We start from the raw sequence: 25303 nt of genomic DNA, 5'->3' as shown, positions 1-25303 counted from the left end.
AGGATATCCGTAGAGTAAGCCTAATCATGCTGCAGCTGCTGCGAAAACTTGCCAACGATCGCATATTTGCAGCATGGTTCTTCAGGCTCGTGAGAACGAGAAAACAGGCTAAGTTGCTGCGGTTGGTCAATAACGCCGTCAATTCGAAGCTTATTGTTTCCGCCACTATCAGCGTATACGGTCCTTTATTTGTTGTCCGCTTGTCTAACGGAAAGCGCTATAGCCTTTTCTTTGAGTGCTAGTAAGAAACAAAAACCTGACCATTAGCTGAAGAGGCACGAGGCTACCGATTGATGCCGGCAGCCTCGTACTGTTTTTTTATTGAACAATCGTTCCTCGTTAGCGTAATGAACGGTTGATTATTTTGCCTGATTAATCCCCTTTTTCAAAAGGTTTAAAATCAAATTGTGCTTTCTGTTCAAAACAGTCATATAGTTCAGATGGCGCGGAGGACCTTAGTCCAGCCCGCTCCATTGTATTCCGCTTTGCCTTTATTTATTGAATGCTGATGTCATCGAAATATGCGGTATTGGTATTTCCAGTCCACAAATCGCCGATTACAATGCGATTAAAGTTCGTAACCCCTGTCGGAGAAGCAATTAGCACCCCGTCGATGTACATATCCACTTTAGTTCCTGAAGTATAATCCCATTTGAATTCATGCCAGCCGGTAGTACGGGGTATGCTGGTCGCGTAATGGGTACCGCCTAAACGATACGAATAATTCGTTGTCGAAGTCGGGGTATTGACCTGAATACCTCGAATGGCAACACCATCATCAACAAACCCAGCAACCTGCATGTTGGTCGCTGCAGCATTGTCGTAAAACCACATAGAGACGGTTTTGTTGTAGGAAGAGCCTAAATTTCGCTGGATCCCATCGCGGTCTTCATCAATAATGTAACTATTCGTACCGGAATGGACTTGAGCGGAGCTTAGCGATGGAGTGCCAGATGTTGTTGCCCAATTGCCCAATCCGCTCTCAAAGCCGTCAAAAAAGTCCGAAATCCTGATGTCATCGAAATATGCGGTATTCGTATTGCCCGACCAAAAATCGCCAATTTGAATTTTATTGAAGTTCGTAACCCCTATCGGAGAAGTAATTAGCACCCCGTCGATGTACATATCCGCTTTAGTTCCGGAAGTATAATCCCATTTGAATTCATGCCAACCGGTAGTACGGGGTACGCTGGTCGCGTAATGGGTACCGTCTAAACGATAGGAATAATTCGCTGTCGAAGTCGGGGTATTGACCTCAATACCTCGAATGGCAACACCATCATCAACAAACCCAGCAACCTGCATGTTGGTCGCTGCAGCATTGTCATAGAACCACATGGAGACAACTTTGTTGTATAAGGTGTCAAAGTTTTGCTTAATCCCGTCGATGTCTTCTTGATGATGTAGCTATTGCTGCCGGAATGGGTTTGAGCTGAGCTAAGTGATGGTGTGCCTCCCGACGTCACCCAATTGTCCAATCCGTTCTCAAAACTGTCGAACTCATAGATCGACTGATACACGGCTGAATCCGGCACAAGCCCTGCATCATCGAAATAGGCTTCTCCTGCCCCTGGAAACGTTTTCTTGAAGTAAATTGTAGCGCTCGTGTTCGTTGTCCCCGTCTTAAAGGACACCTTAACAAACGTCCAGGTAGAGCTGGAGGAAGAAGTCGACTTTTCTGTACCGCCAAAGTTCTTGACTCCAAGCGCTGCGGTTTCGCCAGCAGGCGTTCTCAACCAGCCTCCTGCCACATAATTCGTATTAGGCTGCAAGCCTGTGATCGTCTGCTCGGCGCCATCGACCCCTCCGCTTAGCTTCAATCCGAAAAATTGCGATCTGGACATTCCCGCATTTGCCGTTTTTACCCAGTGATTATCGTTAATAACAGCGGCATTACCAGCATCCGTTGCAGTCCAGCTCGACAAGTTCCCATATTCGAATCCGCCGTTTTGGACGAGGTTCATATTTGGTGTCGAAGGAGTTGAATAAGTCGGACTTGGAGGGCTTGTAAAATTGTGACCGGCCGTCCAGTCCGAACCGCCATATTCATACGCCCCGATGTCAGGCGCGCTTCCTACATAGCCGTCTGTAATGCCAGGAATCGCAATTCCCGCATCTTTTGCTGGCGAAGTAGATAGCAAATGATAATCACGACTGGCTTCATTGACAAATCCCGGTGAACTGGTTACTTCGCTTCCGTGAATCGTATAAGCTGTAACTTCCGGGTCATAGCCTTTGATTATGTTGTTGAAAATCCGGTCTCCGTACATATCTGTCGTAAAAATATTTCCCCAGGCCTGAACGGTCGTTGCATTCGTCCAAGCAGTGTTATTATAAACCAGGTTATAATTGGATGGGATATTGAGCTGCAAGCCCGAGTTGTTCCACATGACATTATGATGAATGATGAAATTGTTCGTGTAATTATCGAGATAGATTCCAGGCTTGGTATTTGTAGCCTTATTATCGTGGACAAAGTTATGATGAATTTCCGTATTCTGTCCATCGTTATTCGGGCCGTAAAGCATTCCCAGATCATCGGTCATCCAGCCTGCATTATAAATGTTGTTATACTGAATATCATTGGCGCTCATTGGGCTGCTGAAATAAACCGTTACACGACCCGCATCCGAGACGGTGTTATGGCTGATCAAGCTGTTTGCGCCTCTCAGATTCACAAGACCATCCCAGTCGGGTACATAACCGCCATCATGAATATAGCTGTTGATGACATTATTGTAGGCACCTTTGACTGTAACCAGACTGCCCGAACTGTAAGCAAGCTCGCTGTTTCGAATCTCATTGTAGCTGCCGTCGAGATTGATTCCGAGATTCGTTTGTTCGTTCGCGGCAGTATTAAGCTTGTTATGCGAGATATACTTGGATACCATACCGTCAAGCACAACGTGATTGGTGTTGCTGTCCATTACAATCGTCGAGGCAACCGTCCGGATTCCATTAATTGTAATATAAGCTTTGCCTGAAAGATCGAAGGCGTTCATACGACTCTTGGCTTCAACCGTTGAACTTGACGGATCTCCGCCTCCGGGAGCCCATAAATACAATTCGGAATTGGCTGTGTCGTACCACCACTCGTTCTGGGTATCCAAAGCGTCCTTGATGCCCGTCAAATAGTACTTATTGCCGGATTTCGGATTATACGCCGAATTATTGGTCAATTTTAACGGGTCAAACGTCAGCTTTTTAGATACTGAGTCATAGGCTGTAATCGTGGACGTCATGGCAATCCATGCACTTCCACCGGTAATCCAAATCGTAGCTCCATTCCAGAAATTGCCGCCCCCAGGAAGGCTTGTGTCCACTACATGAGTAGTATCCGTTCCTGCTCCGGCTGTTGCGCGAGTCGGATTCAGCATCGTACCCGTCTGATTGGGCCACCGTGCTTCATCCATCATTACGCCATCCACAAACACCTGATTTCCCGCACCCAAGCTCCAGGCCATCGGTGCCTTGTAGATATTGCCACTGTCCAGTGTCCAGCCGGTAACGAGATCGTTGCCGCTCATGACGACCGTTTCTCCATTATAATTCTGATAGGTGATCGGGTTTCCAGATGTACCTGAATTGACGGGAGTGACGGTTTCCCTGTAAGTTCCGCCTCGAATATAGACGGTGTCGCCTCCAGTCGCTACATTCGCTGCCTGCTGTATGGTCCTAAACGGCGTTGAGAAAGAGGTGCCATTGTTTGTATCGCTTCCATTGGTGTCGACATAATACGTATTTCCTGCTGCCTTTACTGTTGATGCTAAGGGTGCAGTAACTGAAACAGGCAAAATCAATAGAGAGGCAATCATTAGCTTGCTTATTCTTCTTTTCCATCCGCTGTAGATCCTATTCCTCACAAAACTTCACTCCTTCATCCATTTTACCTTTATGAACATGCACAAAATGATGTCTTGGTATGATAAATCTTGCTGATGACTAGATCTAGCTAAATTGCTTACTCCCTTTTCTGAAAAAATCAAGCTGTATTCGAGGGCCGTTCGCTCAGCTGAGCTGAGCGACAAACACCTGTACCGCCGACATAATAAAACAAACACGATTAGGAGCCTAGCCCTGACTGCGTTTGCAGCAGCGTTATCTGGACCAAGCTCCGATTATGGCAATTCGCATCGTCACCTGTCTTTTCACTGCGTGTAGTAGAAACATAGAACCTATTTTGCACTCCAGCGTTCGCAGTTTGGATAGGAACCACCACACACCTCCGAAACAGGAAAAGACCATGATACAAATCAGAATTACCATCGTTGTTTTTTTTGAATGCGCTTTCATAATTAGCTTTAAATTCAGTAGTGATGATATTTTTAACCTCATCGTACTAAATTAATGTGAACATTCCTGCATCATTGAATTCAATTTTCTCTTCCTGGCATCACCTTCTCTCAGAAAAAATATGAGATAAAAAAAACAAGCTTCCTTAAGTTAGTGTACTTGTTGTGTGTATCAAACAACCGGAAGGGAATACCGTTCTGGAATGATTTTAGTCTGAAAGGTCTTTGAGGAACTAGAGGGCAACTATGTGCTAGATAGCACACCATCTGAAGTTGGGAAGAAGCTTGGAAACGAAAACAAATCAATTGAATTTGCCATAAGTATTATTGGTGAGGGGGCGCTGCTAGATGAAAGTTCACTGACTTTTATTTTACCTCATGTCATTGTCTCAAAGTTTAGATTTATTTCACCAAAATGTTGTTAAATTGCATTAAAAATTCCTGACAAAGTTGAGATCATTTCTCTGTTCGAACTTATGTGGTGCAAATCTCTAATTCATGTTAAAGGGAAAGATCCTTGCACCACAACCTTTTGTTTTACAAATTGCAAGAGGGTGTCCATCAGCCTTTTTTATGGCTTTTGGGGCACCCTCTTATTGCATCTTGATATACGTTGACTAATTTTTAATACTTATTTTGATTATTGATCATGGGAAGCAGATTCGATTTCATTGTACGCCCAATGATCGGCATGTACGTCTGACCAAGTAGGTTGAGTGACTGGTGTTTTAAGACCACGACCCAGATAGTGATTGATCATCGTTACTGCTTCAGCGCGAGTCAATGAGTTAGAAGGCTTGAACGTTCCATCTTCGTAGCCGTGAATAATGCCTGCTGCGGCCACTTGATCAATAGCTGCTTTTGCCCAATGATCAGCAATGTCACTGAATTTACTTGCTTTTGCTGTGTCAGAGGAGCCAAGCAATCGGGCAATGATGCTGGCCAGTTCAGCGCGAGTAATCTCTTGATTACCGCGGAAGTTACCGCCCTCGTAACCGTTCATCAATCCCATTTGAGTTACAGCTTTAATTGCTTTATTTGCCCAGTAGTCTACAGCTACATCTGTAAATGTCATTACAGTTCCACTAGCAGATTTAGTTGAAATTTGCACAAGGATCGCAGCTACTTCAGCGCGAGTAATCTTTCCTTCCGGCTTGAATGTGCCATCCGAGTATCCATGTACATAAGCCTTTGTTTTGACGCTGAAGTATTTGTCTACTCCTGCAACTTGAATAATAGAGAACGTACTGAACTTGTTCGTTGTGAAACGAAGACCCAGCTGTCCTTTGTCATCGTATGCCACAAGATCAGCTTTAACAAGTTCTTTTGTACCATCGCTATGCTCAATGTAAATCGCTAGGTCTTTTGCCTGATCAGCGCTTAGATTGCCAAGCGGTAATGTAAGCGTGACAGGCGTATTCTGCAGATTCGTGTCAATTTTCATCGGCTGACCGATTACAGATACAGGATTGTTTCCTGCTACTACTTTAATAATGGATTGCTTATTTGCATTTCCAGCAATTTGTTGCTTATCAGCTGTTTTTACAGATTGAATTGTGAAATTCACTCCCTCAGAAGCTTTGTTAAGAGATTGGCTAGGAATACTCAACACTACTTTTGAAGTAGAAATCGAAAGCGTCATGCCAGCATTGGCAATTACTTTAACCGCTTCGTATTGAAGGACCACATTTTGACTGGAAACGGCATTTTTATCTGGAATGACGATCTGAACTTGATTTACACCGGATGGCTTCGCTTCTGCAACGGCTTTTGTCGCTTGATCTAAAGTCAATGTAATTTTAGTGTCCTTATCATCCGTGTTACCTGGATTGAATCCGCCGCCCGTGTGAACTGTGTCTTGGATCCACTTCGCATACAATGTAGTATCTGCTGTTACTTTACCCGTTGCAAAGTCCCATGCAGTTGTACATTCAGCATCCATATACCAGCCGCCGAACGTATAACCAGTTCTTGTTGGCACTGTCGGACCTATGGTTGTAGTGTTATAATCTGCTGTCTGAGATGGTACTGTACTACCGCCTTGGCTATCAAATGTAATAGTATACTGTTGGGTGTTCCACTTCGCATACAAGATTGTATTTGCTGTTACTTTATAAGTTGCAAAGTCCCATGCAATTGTACATTCAGCATCCAAATACCAACCGCCGAACGTATAACCAGTTCTTGTTGGCGCTGTCGGAGCTGTGGTTGTAGTGTTATAATCTGCTGTCTGAGATGGTACTATACTACCGCCTTGGCTATCAAATGTAATTGTATACGTTTGGGTGTTCCACTTCGCATATACAATTGTATTTGCTATTACTTTATCCGTTGCAAAGTTCCATGCAATTGTACATTCAGCATCCTTATACCAGCCACCGAAAACATAGCCAGTTCTTGTTGGGACTGTCGGAGCTGTGATTGTAGTATTATAATCTGCTGTCTGACTGTCAGCAAATCCTCCATCTTGTCGATCGAATTTAACGGTAAATTTAGAAATTGACCATTTACCATAAAGTGTTTTGTCAGAATAGATGGAGTTGGTGAAATCCCAAGGAAATGTACGTGCCACATCTGTGAACCAAGCTAAATCATAACCTGTAACAACCGGTTGTGTGATTCTGCGTGCTACAATTTGGTCTTTAACTACAAAAGGAGCGCCTTCAAGGACAAAATGCACATTATAGCCGTTAATCACTTTTTGAATTACCGTTACATCAGCATAATCTGTTGCACTAATCGTAATAGTGAAATCCCCAGCTTTTGTAAAGAGCCTCTTATCTAACGTAATCGTGCTTGAAGCAATATCTACTTTGTATGTTGCTTTAGTTACACTGTATGTTGCTTCAGTTACACTATATGTTGTTTTAGTTACACTAGTCCCACCGATCTTGATGTCGGTAATTGCTTTTGCCCAGTCAGCATCACCGAATTCAAGGGTAATATCGTTACCGAGACAGTTATCTGTCGTATCCGCTAAAACAAGCGATGTTGCTAAAGCATATTTGGCATAAAGGATTGTTTGACCAGTAATTATGCTTGCAAAATCAAATGGTGTTGTTAAATCGCTATTCTTATACCAACCGATAAACTTATAGCCAACCTTTGTTGGATCGAGCGGTTTGGTTACACGAGAATCGACAATTTGAGGTGCGACAGCATCCCCGCCATTTGAATCAAACGTTACCTGATAACCGATCACTTGATCCGTAACGACTGTATCTAAATAACCTTCTGATGAAATAACCACATTTACCTTTTGTCCAACTATGAATAGTGATTTATCAAGTGTTATTGATCCTTTTTTAGTGGCTACATCGTAAGTAATTTTATAATCAGTATTGAGCACTAATTCTTTAGAGCCAATACTTACTTTTTTGATATTATTTCTCCATGTACCATCATCTGTAAATGGTAAAGTAATATCACTGCCTACTATATTTCCAACTATATCTTTCGAAACTGTTGGAGGTGTTTTAACCCAAGAAATATAGAATGTTTGATTATCGTTTATAACAATCCCATTAGATTGTGAGATAGGTGAAACTTTTCCACTTGTGCCTGCACTATCAAGATATAGGGATGGCATCATTGAAAGATTACCGTTTGTTACCCTTGTTGCAGCTGATTCCATACTAATTCCATATAATTTTCCATTTACAAATGTGTCATAGAAGAAAGTGTCACTAGGATTTTTTAACGTTCCACCATTTAAGTCAATGTGACGTCTATAACCAAGTTTAACATCAGGAATTAGTATTTTTTGTCCATAAGTTGTTGATGTCACTGTAATCTGGTACCCTGCATATGGACTTGGGTTTATAGCTGGCGCTTCACTAAATGCAAACTTTTGTCCTAGGCTAGTTTGTCCAGCCAAAGGAGCAGCAGCTGAAGTCGCAGTTGTGAAAGAAAGCGTTCCACTACCGCCAACGTTAGATAAGAAATTAAATGTGCTTGGATCTAATGTATAAGTAGTAGGTGTAGTGCTAGTTGTACCATCACTATTGGTTTTGTAAAAAGTTGCTTCTATTTTTGCAATATTATTCTTACTAGTTAACCAAGGAACATTAGTTGCATAATCTGGAATGTTGATATCAAGATTACCTTCACCAAGCACCCAGCCTTTTCCGCTTACAGCTCCATTCGTTCCGTCAAACTTCAAACCATCAGGTTTAGTTTGATCAACAGGTGAATAGTTTTGTGTAACATTCATTTGCCATTTAGCAGCAACTTTTATATCGCCACTGATCTTTAGAGTTGGATCCCATAGGGTAGTTAGCGTATTTGTATTCGGATCCACGTTATACCAACCAGCAAAAGCATATCCAGATCTTACTGGAAGAGGATTTCTTGATGAAAAACTTGAACTGCTATTTGCAATTAAATTACCAGCACTACCATTTCTACTAAGTGATGGTCTGTAACCTACCGCTATTGGGTCAACAGCATAACCACCTTGACTATCGAATGTAATACCGTACCCAACAGCTTGCATAGCACCATATACATTAGAAGGATCATTACCCAACTTTACAAGCGGGTAAATAGTGCTGTCAGCGCCAGTTGAGTTGACTTCAAATAAATATAACTGTGCCAAAGGATATGCTCCACCCGGAGTAATCGCTGCAGTAGGACTATTCGCTACGTTTGTTTTAAATAAATCCGCTTTGAATGTAATTTGCCCTGGTTGACTGATATCGTAATACTTATTCCCACTTCCATCTGTCAAATTCGTAATATCTAAACCAGCAGTAAAGTTTCTTGTTTTAACCACGATTTTATTGATCCCATTACGCCAATTTGCATTATCAGTAAATGTAAAAGTTAAATCATTTCCTAGATGTGCTTTTGTTGGGTCAGTAACTAATGGAATCGTAGGCGTTGGAATAGGTACAGCCGCAATCGTAAAACTGGTGTTTACAGGAGCATATCCATCAGCCGTAATTCTGACAGTATAAGTACCAGTTGTAGTAAATAAAGAACCATGCAATGTAATTTTTGAAGGTACAAATTGTGGACCTTTAAATGGATCGAAATAAAAATATCCTGCTGAGATTGAAACTGCTTTATCTGAAGTATTTGAAATCAATGCGTATGTTATATTTGTTACAGTCGTTGAGCCTGGACTAGTTAGATCAATTTCTTTAATCGCATTCCTCCAAACTACATCATCTAGATAAACATTGTTATTTGGTATTAATGAAATTGTCGAACCCTTTTTCAAATCATCGTATGTGGGTAGCGTAGATCCTGACGTTGTTTGCGGTGGACCTGCAAAATTAAGTTTTGTCATTACTTTCTTCATGTCATCACCAGCAGCTAAAGTGATTGAGCCACCATATGGTGTAGAAATTGTAGTATCTTGATCCACCGTAAGCTGCGGAATCGGAGCAGCAGTTATTATACCGGCATCTATTGCGTTTTGATTTACTTGACCAAAGTTTTTGAAAATGTAATAGAAGTCGTAATAATCAATTCCAGTAACGGCAGTTGATCCTGGTATTTTCCAGCAAATATTAGCATTTCTATTGTCATTAAGGAAAGTCGCTTTAGATGTTGTAGTTGCTTGTACTGGGTTGTTGATCGAAATCAGGTTTTTGTAATTTAAATAAGCATTGATTTCGGCAATAACATCCTTCATGTCAATTACATTATCGCCATTGACATCTCCGCCTAATAACGAAGGCGTTTGATAGGAATGGATATCCTTGTAAGATCCTGACTGATAACCAAACTTACTTGAGCCAATTACAGGGGTATTTAGATATCCCTTAAAATGTCCCGGCATGGAAAGCTCAACGGAGTATGGCTTATCACTTACATCCATTATAACGGCGTAGGTACCTACCTGATTACCTGCATATTGAACAGTGTTATTCGTGGATGTAGGATTATCGGTTGTAAATGCTTTTCCATCTTGGTTGGTAACAGTAACCTTTGCACCTGAATCTGTCGTAATGCCTGTGAAAGCTCCACTAAGCGAATTCTGTTTGAAAGCTTCAGCAAACAAACCGCCTGTAATCATGGATACAGCTTGTCGCACATAAGGCACATTTGTTCCGAACGCCGGAACCTGGGTATCTGTACTGGACATAGTCAAGACTACATTTGGTACGAAGTAGCCTAGCGGCCCGGAAATCGGATCAGGGCTAGTATAGGTCACATCTGCTTCCAAAATGTTCATATTCTGATCAAGAGCGCCGGCAGCAGTGATTCCTGATATCGCAATATCCGTGGACTTACCGCCATTATGCGTATCTACATACGGCTGACCTACTGTCAGAACAACCGTCGTAGGGTCAATTCCTTTGCTGATTAAATAGTTTTTATATTCGTCTGAAAGTCTGATATTGCTAAATGTATACACATTACTATTAAGCGTAAATTTACCGCCTGTCATGCCAATGCCATTTTTTACAGCGATGGTGGCTTTGAATGGTTTATTGGAATCCACAACAGTCTTATCTTGATTCCCCGGACCTGCATCGACGCCTCCGGAAGATGTAAACGTTACATAAGGAGAGCCTTTTTTGATGAAATAATACTGTTGTGAGGTGGAATCCGTATCAGCTTCACCCGAATAGTCACTTGGATAGATCCAAAAATTACTGCCTTTTGAAGTGATGTCCTCCGGAGTAATACCAAAATGGAAACGGCCTTTCGCATCCGTTTTGAAGATTACAGTTGGCCAAGCACTATCTTGGTAACCCCAGACAGTGTTCAAGGCTTGATCTACAGGCACAGGTGTTTTAAGATCTTCAGGACTTGGTACCGAGGTTTCACCGTTATTTTTCATGATGTCGACGTTAGAATCATAAACGGTACCATAAAATCCTTTAATCTCTTGTCCAGATTGATAGCCTGTAGGGTCGATTTCATAAATCCCCGGCTTTGAATCGCTGTCCATGGCGATGGTAGGCGCTGTCGTGTCCACATACACCGTATCTTCTGCCTTGTAGTGTTTGCCAGCTGAGTCAGTAGCAATCATCTCAACGGAATAAGAACCTTCCGTGATAACAACAGGTTTTGTTGCAATTCCGGATTGATCCAGTGACCCGTTATATGGCTTTGTAAATGGAAGATATAAGCCTCCCTGAAGCATGACTAAAGGACCAAAAACGACACCCGGACCCGCCGCTCCGATATTCGCTACCTTTTGAATGACACCTAAATAATTACCATTCTTGTCTTTCAGTACAAGATACATGTTTTCCATTGCACTATTGACAGAGAAGGAATAGTATGAACCGCCGGATCCAGATGTATCTGGGTTCCAGTTCCCGGTATTGGAATAGGGAAGTGTAAACGCCTTAATGATTACATTCATATCGATTCCTTTTTCAGATACGGTAATCGTAAAGGGAATGCGATAAGACTCCGATGCGTCTGCGGCATTAACAAGATAAATATACCCTTCATAAGTACCATCAATAGCGTTTGAAGGAACCGTGATTATTGCTGTTGTTTTAACTGCACTGCCTCCGCCAACCGTAATGGATGTCACCGGTGTGCCGCCTGTGGAAAAATCGATCTTGACATCATTGCCGGTCCCCGAACCTACCGGATGCGAAAGAGCAAATTTTGTGGATATAAATTTCGTACTTAAGTTAAACGTTTTACTGCCGACACCAGTATTCGTTACGTTAAAATCTTTGGATGAAATCACATCATCAGAGCCGTTCGTTGCACCCTCTCCTCTGCCTTTAAAGCCAAAAAATAGGCTTCCTGTCAGATTATCCACTTGATGCAAAGTGGTTGAATCCGTAGGGGTATTATACGTATAGGCTTTATCCAAAACTTGAATTTTAACGTTTGCCTGAATGGCGCGAGCGGGATCAACACGTCCAGCACCGACCTGATACACGCTATAAGTCTTCGATTCTGTGTTAATATCCTTGGCTGTATTCATTAGAGCCGTCTTGACATCGGCTGGACTATAATCCGGATGAGCAGCCAGAACCAACGCGGCAATCCCTGCTACATGAGGCGTAGCCATGGACGTCCCGGACATTTGCATATACTGATACGAATAATCAGGCGTACCTGTGTCTTGCGGCTCATAAACGTCGTATGGGGCTGTTGACATAATGTCAACACCCGGAGCGACAACATCCGGCTTAATCGTCCAATCTTTCACGGGTCCAGTCGAGCTAAAGCTGGCCAATTCGTCCCCATTCTTCATGATCGGCGCATCCAGTGCAGCCGGGAACGTAACGGATGCATGATTCGGATCAAGTGCAATCGCATTCGAAAGCGCTTTCCCTTGGGCTTGTGTCAAGGAAACGGAATAAATATTATCCATACTGACGCCCAAGAAATTTGGAATATATCCTTGAGTATCGGCATCATCAACATTATCCCAGATAATCATACCTGCTGCGCCTGCGTTATGAGCATTTGCCATTTTGGTCTGCATATACTCACCGCCGCGTTTCACAAGGGCAATTTTACCGGTCATATCCATTCCGCTATAGTCTGCCGCAGTGCCTGCACCGACATCAACAATGGGAAATGTTTTTCCTTTGTAAGCGTCATCTTCTTGTTTGAAGTTTCTGCCGAATAAACGAGCCTGATAAGAAGCTGAGCCATTCGTGATGGTCATAACCGGAATGCTTTCCGGGATCGTACTTGCACCAACGGTAATTGCCAGCGGTGAAGTTCCCGGCGAACCTACAGTAGCTTGACCAGGACCCGCATTGCCTGCCGCAACCGCACACACAACACCTTCTATAGTAGCATTGTTAATGGCAATACTAGTTGGGTATAATGGGTCATTTATCGTTGCGCCAAGCGAAAGATTGATGACATCCATATGATCTTTGGCGGCTTGATCAATCCCATTTAATACCGCGTCTGACGTACCGCGTCCACCTGGACCTAACACACGGTACCCATAAAGATCAACATTCGGTGCTACACCGTTTGCGGAATATATATCATTATTATTTGTCGTATTTGCAGCAATGGTCCCCGAAACATGCGAACCATGTTCCGTGATATAATTCTTATAACTCGCAGGAGGCGGACCTGCAACCGCATCCGGATGCGACTTTGCAGCTACCCAATCCTTATAAGTGGTTTCCATCGGGTCATGGTCATCCACAAAAGTTACATTGCCGGATGCATCAACAGTATTATTGACAAAGTCATGTCCTTGATAACGTACACCATTTGCATCGTGTGTGACTTTGTATAAATCAGGATGATTATAATCGATCCCTGTATCCAAGACACCGACCTTAATTGCTTGACCTTGACGAGGACCTGATTGAATAATACCTGTATAGCCTGCGGCTTGAAGTTTATCAATGCCCAACCAAGTCAGCGCTGAAGTAGGCTTGCCGACAGAACTGCCTGTATTTTCAGTGGATACTGAGCTTCCTTGTTCAGGTACTTGGTATTGGACTACGGACCAAACGGAGGCAACTTCCGGATTATTTGCAAGTGTTTCAACTTGATTTGGAGGGAGAGATAAAGCTACTCCGTTAAACGCCTCTGAAAATTCTCTAGTAATTCTCATACTCGTGTTGACCGTTTTTCCGCCAACGATGGATTTTGCAGGCTGCGTACTCACAAAGCTTTTAAATTTGGCATGTGAATCTTCCACCTTTTTTTGCGCTTCAGCATAATCATTGGTGAATGCCGTGCTGTATACCGCAGCACCGCCATTCGCCATTGATTGCTTAATGATTTGGATCTTGGCCGGATCCACATTAAATTGAACGATAACACTAATAGGTTGGGAGCTGCGCAAATCCTTTGGATTCACATGGATTTTTTGCGTGTTTTCTGCTCCAGTAAGCTTATTAATGTTTGCTTTTTGCTCAGGAGTAAGACCGTCAAGAATACGTTTTACTTCATCTGCATTAAAAGTTCCACTTGATAAACTTTGCTGACTTGGGTTAGTAGCAGCGTGTGCGATTGTTAAAGTTTGAGGCAGTGCAACGTTTAACAGCATTCCACTTAACGCAAAGATCGATAACATTCTCTTTGTTTGCTTCATTCTCCTACTCATACTTTCCCTCCTATTAAAATATAAAAATAGTTACTTATCAAAACCTAAAACGATAGTTCAAGGTTTAATAAGTTATGTAAAAAGAAGCTTTTTACCAAAATCATATTTTGTGAGGTATCCTTATGAACGAATAAAAAAATCAAATCCACCCTACTTGTTACATTTGCGTTGAAAACCACGAAGTTAAAAAACAGAATTATCTGACAATGGTCAATTAATCCCAACAAAAACCATATGAATCTAGGCGCATCGCTTGATACTCATGCACGATGTATCGAAAAAAAGACCAAGAGAGAATAAGAGCGTAAGCCATTAGGCTATCGCACAATTATTCCTCTTGGCCTTGTTCGGCATGTATCCGTTCAACTACCAAAAGCACATATTAAGATTCATCGGGAAGAACGATGTCTCCCTGTTCAATCAGCGTTTCTACATCCATGTTAAAAATCAAGGTGTAATGCGGATTACGATGTCCATACAACGTTTCAAGTTTTATGTCTTTAACCCGTAGCCCCGGATGTATTTGACTCGCCTCGTCATTGAGGAATTCAAAAGCTGACGGAAAGATTTCCTCTGCGAAGAACGTATGCATCAGGTTTCTAGCATGAAGAAAATCAAAGTACCGTAACTCCAGCACCGTAAAATTGACATTGAAGTTAAAAAACAACGTATCCCTTTCCAGGCGGCATCTAACGTCAATTGGACCTTTGCCTATTAACTTTTTGCGAAGGAGAATCAATTGATTCTTGAAGTACTGAACGACATCCTCTTTACTATGAGCCATTCGAACCATCACCTACCTACAAATGTGTAACCTTCGCTCCTTCCTTCAGTAATTCAAGCTTGCTCGATTTTACGCTAGTCTTTTCAACATTTTTCGTCGTATCATGCAACTCACCATTCTACTCTACTTGAATTCAAAGCAAGTGGAAGCGATTCCAAACTGCAGTATGCGACATGATTCGAAAAAAAGACTAACAATTTCGAAAATATAGTTTTATAGATTTCACTTTATACGATTCTTGTGCAATATTCAATAGGGCCAATAACCCAAATAAAGTCATTAGCATCTTAAAATTACACCCTAGATCTACTTTGCCAATTCATAAATCGCCTGAGCATACAACGCCATTCCCCGCACTAGATCATCAATTTCCGCATATTCATCTTTATGATGAGCTGTCATTTCTTTGCCGGGAAAAACCGCGCCGAATGCAACGCCGTTTTTCATAACACGAGCGTATGTCGCACCGCCTGATGACAGTAGCTCAGCCTTCTGTCCAGTCTGTTCCTCGTAAACACGTTGCAACTTCCGAATCACCTCATGCTCCTTTGGAACAAAATGGCCACCCTTTCCACGCACCGAGCTCATTTCCCAGCCTAGACTTTTTACATACTTTTCTAGCTTTGCCACCTGATCATCATACGGTACAGTCGCCGGATTGCGGATATTTAGCTTCACCTCAGCGCCCGTAACCTCATTGTACTGAAGAGCGCCTGCATTTACGGTCAGTTTGCCGGTAGCCTCATCTTCACAAGCCAATCCTAATCGTTCTCCGTAAAAGTCCTCATCCAGAACATCAGCAAGCAGCTGCATGAATGCGCTCCCTTTTCCAACAATAGGGAATTTTCGTAAAAATCGGGCTAACAGCAGTCCTGCGTTGATGCCTTCATAAGGCTCCTTCGCATGGGCCGCCTTTCCTTCCAGATGGAGTGTAACTGAATTATTTTCACTAGTTGCCTGCCCCTTTAAGTTATGGACACTGAGAAAATGTGAAAAATCGTTCAGCATTGACTCCACAGCAGAGTTATCAGCGGCTATTGGACGCTCAAGGGTTGCCGTTGCATAATCGGGAACCATATTGATACCGTCCCCGGCTGCAAAATGGTGCAAGATCCATTCTTTTGACTTACGGGTTTCATTTGCATTTAAATGATCAGGCAATACTAATGTTGGACTGATTTGCCCTTTTTCCGCATGGACAATAGGAAATTCCGCATCAGGAGCAAAACCGATCTCAGGCAACTTCTCCAGCTCAGCATAGCGCTTCATGCACAGCCAGCCGCTTTCTTCATCGGTTCCGACAATTAGACGCACTCGCTTTGATAACTGCAGCCCCGAATCCCGTACTAATTTCAGAGCATAATAAGCGGCTAATGCTGGGCCTTTGTCATCAATCGCTCCTCTTGCGTAGATCCGTCCATTACGGACGTCGGGAGAAAATGGAGGCGTTGTCCACCCATCTCCAGCAGGTACAACGTCGACATGAACGAGTACACCGACCTCATCGTTTCCTTCGCCCATTTCAATATACCCAGCGTAGCCTTCAAGATTTTTTACCTTGAAACCGTCGTTCTCCGCTTTATCCAACATACAGGACAGAGCTTCGGCTACCCCGATTCCGAATGGTTTTCCCTCGCTAGCGCTGGTCATGTCTTCAATGCTGTTAATGGACAGAAACTTTGTTAATTGCTCGACATATTCGCCCTTAAGCAGCTCTGTTTGCTTTTTCCAATCAATAGCCATATTGCTCCCCCGCTTTGCTTAGATGACTATACTACTTCTTAGAAATTTGTACCCATTTGAGTTCGAGATAACCTACTGGGTGGTTTACATATCCGGTAACTTTCGGCTTAGCTGCATAAATTGTTTTAGGGAAATGAATTGGTACAAGCGGCATATCGTCCATAAACATCTTTTCAGCATCGTGCATCAACTTGAAACGTGTTTTTTCATCAGCTGTATTGCGAATTTTCGTGACCAAAGCGTCATATTCTTTGTTGCTGTAGTTGATTCTATTACCAGGATGATCAGTTTGGAAAAGCTCTAAATAGTTAAGCGGATCTCCATAGTCAGCAGGGATTGTCGAACGGGAGAACTGCAGCTTACGAGCCCGTTGATCTGCCAAAAATACTTTCCATTCTTTATTTTCCAGCTTGATTTCAACGCCTAAGTTTTTCTTGTACATTTCCTGCATCGCCTGTGCAATAGCCTTATGTGAGTCATCGGTGTTATAGGTTAGCGTTACCGTAGGAAGTGTAGTATATTTTTCTTCTTCCATTCCTTTTTTCAGAAGCTTCTTTGCTTCTTCAATATCGTTATCTTTAAAGAAATTGCCGCCAACTTCGCGGAAATCTTTTCCATCCGGCTCTAGCAATCCAAAAGGTATATGCGCCAAAGCTGGAGTTTGCTTACCTTGCGCAACATGCTCGATCAACGTTTTACGATCGATTGCCATAGCAAATGCCTTACGGATGTTAGCATTTTGGAATGGCTCCATTTTGAAGTTCATTCGATAGTAATAGACCGCTGCTTGCGGATCTGCTTTTGCTTCCCCAGAATCGAGCAACTGCTTCCTCAAATCGTTCGGTACACTTTTAATGTAATCCAGTTGATCTGTTTTAAACATCTGATACGCCGTGTTGGTGTCGTTAACGATTGACCAGTTAATACCGGCTATTTTAACGGAATCCTTGTCCCAATACATATCATTTTTGACTGCTTTCAACGAACGGTCATGTGTCCACTCGGTAAGCTTGAATGGTCCATTGCTCAGAATAGTAGCTGCTTCAGCGGACCACTTGTCATTCTTCTCTACAGATGCCTTATGGACTGGGAAAAATGCCGGCGATGTGATGATGTTCAAGAAAAATCCTGTAGGCGCTGCCAACTTCACTTCAAACGTCTTTGCGTCTTTAGCTTTCACTTGCACATCTTCTACTTTTCCTTTGCCTGAGTTGAATGCTTCTGCCCCTTCGATATAGTTAGCCAAGAAGGAAGAAGGGAATGCATTTTTCGGATCTAGCAGTCTTTTCCAAGCAAATTCGAATTCAGACGCGGTAACTGGATCACCATTGGACCACTTCGCGTCGCGCAACTTGAACGTATAGGTTTTGCCGTCTGCACTAATATCCACTTTTTCAGCTATAGCAGGCTGTAGCTTGTGGTCCTTATCTTGACGATAAAGCCCTTCCATAATATTGTTCAAAATATCATAAGAAGTGCTGTCGAACCCTTTCGGCGGATCAAGTGATGGCGGCTCAGAGCTTGAATTGATTCGCAAAATCGCCGATGTGTCAATTGCACTTTTAGTGTCCTTGTCAGCACCTGTTGAATTGGTGCTAGCAGGGCTTTTGCTACAACCTGCCAAGATGCCTGAAACCAGTACGGCAATAGCCATAAATGCTGTAATTTTTTTCTTCACTTCTAACTCCCCCTTAAATAAATTAATTATATAAATGGCACGCCGCCCAATGGGCAGGGCGTACCTCTTTCCACACAGGCACTACTTCTCTGCATTCTGGCATCGCTTTCGGACAGCGAGTTTGGAATGGACAACCTGACGGAACATTCATCGGATTCGGCACTTCACCCCGAAGCAGAACTCGTTCTCGCTTTTTGGAAGCATTAGGCTCTTGAACCGGGATCGAGCTTAATAACGCCTGTGTATAAGGGTGAAGCGGTTCCTCATACAGATCGTCGCTGGAAGCTAGCTCAACCATTCGCCCTAAATACATAACTCCAACACGGTCGCTCATATGTTTAACCATTGCCAGGTCGTGCGCTATAAACAAATAAGTTAACTGACGTTCCTGCTGAAGCTGTCGCATCAGATTCACCACTTGTGCCTGAATAGAGACATCTAATGCTGAGATCGGTTCGTCGGCAATAATCATTTCCGGTTCCACAGCCAACGCTCTAGCAATACCTATGCGCTGCCTTTGCCCGCCACTGAACTCATGCGGAAACCGCGCTGCGTGATCACTATTCAATCCAACTGTATGGAGCAGACGATGTACAATCTCGTCAATCTCCTTACCTGATGCTAGTTTGCGAGCTTTAATTCCTTCTGCAATAATGTCGCGAACCGTTTTTCTAGGACTTAAAGAAGCGTAAGGGTCCTGAAAAATCATTTGTAGACCGCGGCGGAACTCCTTTTCCTCTTTCCCCTTCAAGTCATGGACATTTTTCCCATTAAAAAGAACTTCCCCTTCTGTAGGATCGTAGAGTCTGATAATAGTCCTGCCTGTGGTCGATTTCCCGCATCCTGATTCGCCGACTAGCCCTAACGTCTCGCCTTTATACACATCAAAGGTAACTCCATCGATCGCTTTTAAAATGGAGTTGCCCCCGACCCGAAAATGTTTTTTTAGCTGTTTGACCTCAAGCAGTTTTTTCCGCTGCACGATTCGCATCCTCCTCTATCAGCTCGGCGAACCGATCCACTTTAACCGCTCTCTCGTCTAGCAACCAGCATGCCGCATAATGATTCCCGTTAACTTGAGTCGACTCTGGTTGGTGTTCTTTACAAACTTCCATTGCATAGCGGCACCGTTTGGCAAAAGCGCACCCTTTAGGCGGCGAAAACAGATCTGGAGGAGTACCTTGAATTGGTATAAGCTCCTGAGTTCGATCAACATCAAGTTTAGGTATAGATTGGAGAAGCCCCCATGTATATGGATGCTGCGGATTGTAGAAAATGTCCTCTACACTCCCACTTTCTACCACTTTGCCTGCGTACATGACAACCACTCGCTGCGCAATCTCGGCAACTACTCCGAGATCGTGTGTAATAATCAAAATAGCGGTACCGAACTGCTGTTGCAAATCTTCCATCAGATCCAGAATCTGAGCCTGAATCGTAACATCCAGCGCCGTAACCGGCTCATCCGCGATCAATAACGCCGGGCGGCAAGCAATGGCAAGAGCGATCATGACCCGCTGCCTCATGCCCCCACTATATTCATGCGGATACTGCTTCCAACGCGCTTCTGGATTCGGGATACCAACTAAACTAAGTAAATGAATGGCTTCTTTTTTAGCTTCTTCCGCACTAATTTTACGATGTTCAGTCAACATTTCGGCAATTTGTTTGCCTACTGTCATCGTCGGATTCAAGGATGTCATTGGATCTTGAAAAATCATACCCATTTGTGAGCCTCTTATGGAGTACATATCCTTTTCATCAAGGGAAGTAATCTCTTTGCCTTGAAACAGAATACTTCCGCCTTTGAATGATCCGGGCGGCTGCGGAATAAGCCTCATAATCGACTTGGCCGTTACGCTCTTTCCACAACCAGATTCTCCAACGATGGCCACAGTTTCTCCTTCATTGACATGAAAGCTAACTCCTCGAACCGCCTGTACATCGCCGCCATAAGTACGAAATGAAACTTGCAGATCCGTTATTTCCAACAGTTTGTTCTGATTCATATGATGTTACCTCCGCAATCTCGGATCCAACGCATCGCGCAAGCCATCCCCTAATAAATTAAAGGAAAGCATCGTGATGGAGATTAAGAAACCTGGGAAAAACAGTCGCCACCAATGTCCGGACAATATAGTTCCGAGAGCATCATTCGCCATCACTCCCCAGCTAGCTTCAGGTGCTTGTACTCCAAGTCCAAGAAAACTAAGAAATGCTTCAGCAAAAATGGCGGCTGGTACTGTCAATGTCATTTGTACAATAACGGCTCCCATCGTGTTCGGCAGCATGTGTCCAAAAATAATTGTAGGAACGCTTGATCCCAACGTACGGGCAGCTAACACGTATTCCTGGTTTCTCATCTGCATAACTTGTCCCCGCACTAGCCGGGCCATTCCAATCCAGCCTGTAGCTGACAGTGCTACGATAATTGTAGTCAAACCAGGGGACATAACAACCAGCAGCAGAATGACCAATAGCAAGTGAGGAAGACCGTAAAGTACATCAATGATCCGCATCATCACAATATCCGTACGTCCGCCCTTGTATCCTGAAATTCCGCCGTACGTAATCCCGATAATAAAGTCAATCAGAGCCGCCATGACCGCTATAAACAACGAAATACGCGCCCCATGCCAAGTTCTTGCGAACATATCTCTTCCTAGATCGTCCGTTCCAAACCAATGCTCCGCAGATGGAGGCAGGTTTTTCATTATCAACTCTTCATCCGAATAACTGTAAGGAACTAATGAAGGGCCGATAATCCCCATCACAACGAGAAACAAAATAACACCCAACCCAATCATTGCAACTTTGTTTTTTCTTAACCGATACCAAGCGTCTTTCCAAAAGCTTATTTTCGGCCGGACAACAGCTTCATCAAATTCCGTTTCTTTCGGCATTGATATAAACAATTCATTAGATACCTGCATCAAGCAGCCTCCTTGCCATGCAATTTGATGCGAGGATCAATAAGCACATATAGGATATCAACTATGAAAATTGAAATTACTAGAATCATGCTATAAAAAATCGTCGTGCCCAAGATAACCGGATAATCGCGGTTAGTAATACTATCAACGAAAAATTTACCCATGCCGGGTATCGCAAATATTCGTTCAATTACAAAGCTGCCCGTAACAATACCGGCAAATAGCGGTCCGGAGATTGTAACCACTGGAAAAATCGAATTGCGAATGGCATGTCGGATAACAACTTTTAACTTGTTTAATCCTTTTGATTTTGCCGTCTGAATAAATTCTTGATTCAATACTTCCAACATGGAAGATCTCATTAAACGCGCAATAATAGCCATCGGGCCGAATGACAATGCAACTGTCGGTAAAATTGTATGCTGCCATGTATCCCAAGTGGCAACTGGTAATATCCCCCATTTTACAGCAAAATATTTTACCAATATTGTCGCCATAATAAAACTCGGAATAGATATCCCTATAACTGCTAAGATCATAGAGATATAGTCCGGTAATTTGTTATGCCATAATGCAGCGATGATCCCTAATGTAATGCCTGCCACTAAAGCGATCGAGAACGCTCCTAGACCAAGCTGGGCTGAAATAGGAAAACCTTCTGCTATCATATCGTTGATAGAACGCATTGGCGAATTGATAGAAGGTCCAAAATCAAAGCTTAACAAAGACTTCAAGTAAATTACATATTGGATCATGATAGGTTTATCTAAGTTGTAATGCTTCATCATATTTTCCCGCACAACTTCTGAAGTGATCCGCTCCCCATCAAACGGGTCACCCGGAATCGCATGCATCAGAAAAAAAGTCAACGTGATAATCACCCATAAAGTTAAGACCATGGTGAAAATCCGATTTGCAATGTAACGTACCATCTGTGCCGCTCCTTATTCCAATATTACACCACTACGTCCGAGATCTTGTTAAGGAGGAACTCAGCTTGAATACTGCCGACTACTTTCCCTTTCATACTTTTCACTTCTGGATTTGTATATGTTTTCAATAGTTCTAGAGCTCCATCTGTGCCAATCCCTAGTTGACGCAATACTTCGTTCATGACGGCGTAAACAGCTCTGGCTCCTCCGTCTTCGATCTTAATGGCAATTCCTAATCCGGTCTTGCGATCACCGATACAATATACAGCTTCCGCCCCTGCTTTACCGACGATCCTTCCTTTAAAAGCGTTCATCAAATCCGTGCAATAGCGATTGTTACCCGCCACCATTTCTGGAAACGCTACCATCGCATCCGCAATTTGCTGAACCGCTTGTTGCCTTACAGGATTTTTAATAGAAGCAGGAGTAGCGAATCTTGCAAATGCCAACGCTAAGTTGGCTAGAGGGACTCTATGAACAGGAACGCCACACCCGTCAATTCCCATATGTATGTTTTCTTTCGGATAGCTTGTCAGATCGGATACCGCATCCAGAATGCGCTGCTGGACTGGATGATCAGGTAAATAATATGTATTCGGATCTTCGCCCATATGTACAGCCGTCGCCACCATGCCAGAATGCTTGCCAGAACAATTGCTGTAAATAGGTGTAAGCTCACGTCCTTCACGGATCAATTGTTTATAGCTCTCTTCGTCTCTTGGTACATGGGTTCCGCATTCGAGAACGCTTTCATTTTGACCGCTGCGTTGCAGAATGGCTGAAGCACGAGATCGATGACGTTCTTCACCGCTATGAGATGCACAGCAAAGAGACAAATCTGCTGGTTCAAAATTGAATCTATCCGCTGTTCCTGTCTCCACAACAGGAATGGCCTGAATTGGTTTCATTGATGATCGGGCATAGGTTAGCCGATGAGGATCTCCATATGCATAGATAAGACGTCCATCTGCGTCTACAACAGCGACATGACCAAGATGTATGCTTTCAACGACGTCACCACGGTAAACTTTTGTCGTTATATTCATCTTATTTAGACTCCTTTTAGTTTTCTCCATTATACCTCACCATTAATTACTTGGAATGTTTCCGCTTTTGGTAAGCGTCGTTATACTATAAAGCGGATATGATGGATGCTAGGGTTTCAATATAGTTCAGCAGATCTTCAACTGCTCCTGAATCTAAACCGTAATAACTCATGTCATTTTCTTCGCGTAGGGTTTTTATCTATTCTTCCGTCATGGTCATTCCTCTCTGATGTGTCAAAAAAAAGGCCAAGAGGGAATAAGAGCGTAAGCCATTAGGCTATCGCGCAATTATTCCTCTTGGCCTTGTTCGGCATGTATCCGTCCAACTACCAAAAGCACATATTAAGATTCATCGGGAAGAACGATGTCTCCCTGTTCAATCAGCATTTCTACATCCATGTTAAAAATCAAGGTGTAATGCGGATTACGATGTCCATACGACGTTTCAAGTTTTATATTTTTAACCCGCAGCCCCATATGTATTTGACTCGCCTCGCCATTGAGGAATTCAAAAGCTGACGGAAAGATTTCCTCTGCGAAGAACGTATACATCAGGTTTTTAGCATGAAAAAAATCAAAGTACCGTAACTCCAGCACCGTAAAATTGACATTGAAGTTAAAAAACAACGTATCCCTTTCCAGGCGGCATCTAACGTCAATCGGACCTTTGCCTATTAACTTTTTGCGAAGGAGAATCAATTGATTCTTGAAGTACTGAACGACATCCTCTTTACTATGAGCCTTCGAACCATCACCTACCCTTTGGGGGAAGTCAAGAACGTGATTGTGAAGGAGTCTTGCGATCAACAAATGCTATGAAAGCTATGTATCTATGAATGAAGTATATTTTTTCTAAAGTGTATGTGGCCCTCCTTCCTTCAGCGATTCAAGCTTGCTCGATTTTACGCTTGTCTTTTCAACATTTTTCGTCGTTACGCAACTCACCATTCTACTCTACTTGAATTCAAAGCATGTGGAAGCCGTTCCAAATTGCAGTATGCGACATGATTCGAAAAAAAAGACTAACAATTTCAAAAATACAGCTTTATTAGATTTTACTTTATACGATTCTTGTACAATATTCAATAGATTTTTTTTTACAAGAAGCATAGGCAGCATCGCCGATCGCGCTCAAATTGGCGGCGGCGCGGAATGTTTCCTTATGGCGGCGTGCTGCTTAGCGGGATTACATTGTTCCTAATGCCATTCACAACCTTCATCCGCCCTCTCGGCCTTATTAATGGCGCTCGAAGGCTTCGAACTGAAAAAATGAAAGACCATTTGACGATAATTTGCGGATTACGGTTTCAACCGTCCCCATGCCCTGGAATATGCCGTAAGAGCCCTTCGCTGCCTTCTTTAAGTATTATTCCCCTGTTATGGACATGACGGAATTTTTGAAGTCCATGCGGATGATTCGGATTATGCCGACAAGAGCCCTCTTGCGATTAGGGCGGAATGCAAGCGTATGGGGGAGTGTTAGTCGAAAAAAATGTTTTTGAAGTACAAGAAACCAGCAAACTCAAGAGTCTCAAGAGGAGGCCACTGAAAAAGTCCAGCAAAGGTACAGATTTCCTCAATTTTTTGAGGAGGCTGTACCTTTTTTTCTGTATAATTAAGGTATTATACTTAGCGGGTGATTACGATGATCAAAAACCAACAGTCGATGATTTTAAGTCCATATATGGAGATTTACAACTTAGTTGTTCCCAAGGATAATTTACTGAGACAGATTGAAGAACTCGTTGACTTCTCGTTTGTATACGATGAACTGAAGAGAAATTATTGTTTGGATAACGGTCGAAACGCTATCGACCCTATTCGTATGTTTAAGTATTTATTACTAAAATCTATCTTCGATTTATCCGACGTTGACGTCG

General features: G+C 42.9%; 14 protein-coding genes and 1 pseudogene. 2 read left to right on the top strand and 13 right to left on the bottom strand.

Annotation, left to right across the window (positions count from 1 at the left end; genetic code table 11):
- Positions 1–242: hypothetical protein (locus BLT91_RS32415; RefSeq protein WP_217635293.1), on the top strand; the 242-nt coding region annotated here is incomplete at its 5' end.
- Between the two features lie 253 nt (positions 243–495).
- Here the strand turns inward: BLT91_RS32415 and BLT91_RS28470 are convergent.
- From BLT91_RS28470 to BLT91_RS32085, 13 genes are all read right to left on the bottom strand, one after another.
- Positions 496–1305 carry a LamG domain-containing protein gene (locus BLT91_RS28470; RefSeq protein ID WP_141225109.1) on the bottom strand — a complete coding sequence of 270 codons (810 nt, stop codon included), beginning with the start codon at positions 1303–1305 and terminating at the stop codon, positions 496–498.
- Complete coding sequence (locus tag BLT91_RS28465) at positions 1212–3863, bottom strand: carbohydrate binding domain-containing protein (RefSeq protein ID WP_090827451.1); 2652 nt, start codon at positions 3861–3863, stop codon at positions 1212–1214. The genes BLT91_RS28470 and BLT91_RS28465 overlap by 94 nt, the downstream gene beginning before the upstream one ends.
- A gap of 200 nt (positions 3864–4063) precedes the next feature.
- Positions 4064–4216 (bottom strand): hypothetical protein, encoded by a 153-nt coding sequence (locus BLT91_RS32090; protein WP_175532570.1) that lies wholly within the window; start codon positions 4214–4216, stop codon positions 4064–4066.
- A gap of 716 nt (positions 4217–4932) precedes the next feature.
- Entirely contained in the window at positions 4933–14307 is a 9375-nt protein-coding gene (locus BLT91_RS33710; protein WP_090827449.1) for an InlB B-repeat-containing protein, read from the bottom strand.
- Between the two features lie 382 nt (positions 14308–14689).
- The gene (locus BLT91_RS28455; protein ID WP_090827447.1) at positions 14690–15091 is read right to left on the bottom strand and encodes a hypothetical protein; all 402 of its coding nucleotides are present in this window, start codon (positions 15089–15091) and stop codon (positions 14690–14692) included.
- A 306-nt stretch (positions 15092–15397) separates the two neighbouring features.
- Positions 15398–16834, bottom strand: a complete 1437-nt coding sequence (gene pepV / locus BLT91_RS28450; RefSeq protein WP_090827445.1) for a dipeptidase PepV — start codon at positions 16832–16834, stop codon at positions 15398–15400.
- Between the two features lie 31 nt (positions 16835–16865).
- The gene (locus BLT91_RS28445) at positions 16866–18512 is read right to left on the bottom strand and encodes a peptide ABC transporter substrate-binding protein (protein ID WP_302847566.1); all 1647 of its coding nucleotides are present in this window, start codon (positions 18510–18512) and stop codon (positions 16866–16868) included.
- Between the two features lie 22 nt (positions 18513–18534).
- Entirely contained in the window at positions 18535–19503 is a 969-nt protein-coding gene (locus BLT91_RS28440) for an ABC transporter ATP-binding protein (protein ID WP_175532569.1), read from the bottom strand.
- Positions 19472–20521, bottom strand: coding sequence for an ABC transporter ATP-binding protein (locus BLT91_RS28435; protein ID WP_090827442.1), 1050 nt, complete (start codon positions 20519–20521; stop codon positions 19472–19474). The genes BLT91_RS28440 and BLT91_RS28435 overlap by 32 nt, the downstream gene beginning before the upstream one ends.
- A gap of 6 nt (positions 20522–20527) precedes the next feature.
- On the bottom strand, positions 20528–21445 hold the full coding sequence (locus BLT91_RS28430) for an ABC transporter permease (RefSeq protein ID WP_090827440.1): 918 nt from the start codon (positions 21443–21445) through the stop codon (positions 20528–20530).
- The gene (locus BLT91_RS28425; RefSeq protein ID WP_090827438.1) at positions 21445–22377 is read right to left on the bottom strand and encodes an ABC transporter permease; all 933 of its coding nucleotides are present in this window, start codon (positions 22375–22377) and stop codon (positions 21445–21447) included. The genes BLT91_RS28430 and BLT91_RS28425 overlap by 1 nt, the downstream gene beginning before the upstream one ends.
- 23 nt (positions 22378–22400) lie before the next feature.
- Positions 22401–23423, bottom strand: coding sequence for an asparaginase (locus BLT91_RS28420; protein ID WP_090827436.1), 1023 nt, complete (start codon positions 23421–23423; stop codon positions 22401–22403).
- Positions 23424–23765: 342 nt separating this feature from the next.
- Positions 23766–24233, bottom strand: coding sequence for a hypothetical protein (locus tag BLT91_RS32085; RefSeq protein ID WP_217635292.1), 468 nt, complete (start codon positions 24231–24233; stop codon positions 23766–23768).
- Between the two features lie 835 nt (positions 24234–25068).
- Between BLT91_RS32085 and BLT91_RS28410 the strand changes: the two are divergent.
- Positions 25069–25303, top strand: a pseudogene (locus tag BLT91_RS28410) (IS5/IS1182 family transposase); the annotation flags it as partial.

This window comes from Paenibacillus sp. yr247 (assembly GCF_900103825.1).
GTDB lineage: Bacteria > Bacillota > Bacilli > Paenibacillales > NBRC-103111 > Paenibacillus_E.
The sequence above is the reverse complement of the archived record's forward strand: the minus strand, read 5'-3'. Positions and strand labels throughout refer to the sequence as shown.

Excerpts from the sequence above, each read along its gene's own strand:
- BLT91_RS28470 (WP_141225109.1), bottom strand. The coding sequence starts at position 1,305 with ATGCAGGTTGCTGGGTTTGTTGATGATGGTGTTGCCATTCGAGGTATT.
- BLT91_RS33710 (WP_090827449.1), bottom strand. The coding sequence starts at position 14,307 with ATGAGTAGGAGAATGAAGCAAACAAAGAGAATGTTATCGATCTTTGCG.
- BLT91_RS28455 (WP_090827447.1), bottom strand. The coding sequence starts at position 15,091 with ATGGCTCATAGTAAAGAGGATGTCGTTCAGTACTTCAAGAATCAATTG.
- pepV (WP_090827445.1), bottom strand. The coding sequence starts at position 16,834 with ATGGCTATTGATTGGAAAAAGCAAACAGAGCTGCTTAAGGGCGAATAT.
- BLT91_RS28440 (WP_175532569.1), bottom strand. The coding sequence starts at position 19,503 with ATGCGAATCGTGCAGCGGAAAAAACTGCTTGAGGTCAAACAGCTAAAA.
- BLT91_RS28435 (WP_090827442.1), bottom strand. The coding sequence starts at position 20,521 with ATGAATCAGAACAAACTGTTGGAAATAACGGATCTGCAAGTTTCATTT.
- BLT91_RS28430 (WP_090827440.1), bottom strand. The coding sequence starts at position 21,445 with ATGCAGGTATCTAATGAATTGTTTATATCAATGCCGAAAGAAACGGAA.
- BLT91_RS28425 (WP_090827438.1), bottom strand. The coding sequence starts at position 22,377 with ATGGTACGTTACATTGCAAATCGGATTTTCACCATGGTCTTAACTTTA.
- BLT91_RS28420 (WP_090827436.1), bottom strand. The coding sequence starts at position 23,423 with ATGAATATAACGACAAAAGTTTACCGTGGTGACGTCGTTGAAAGCATA.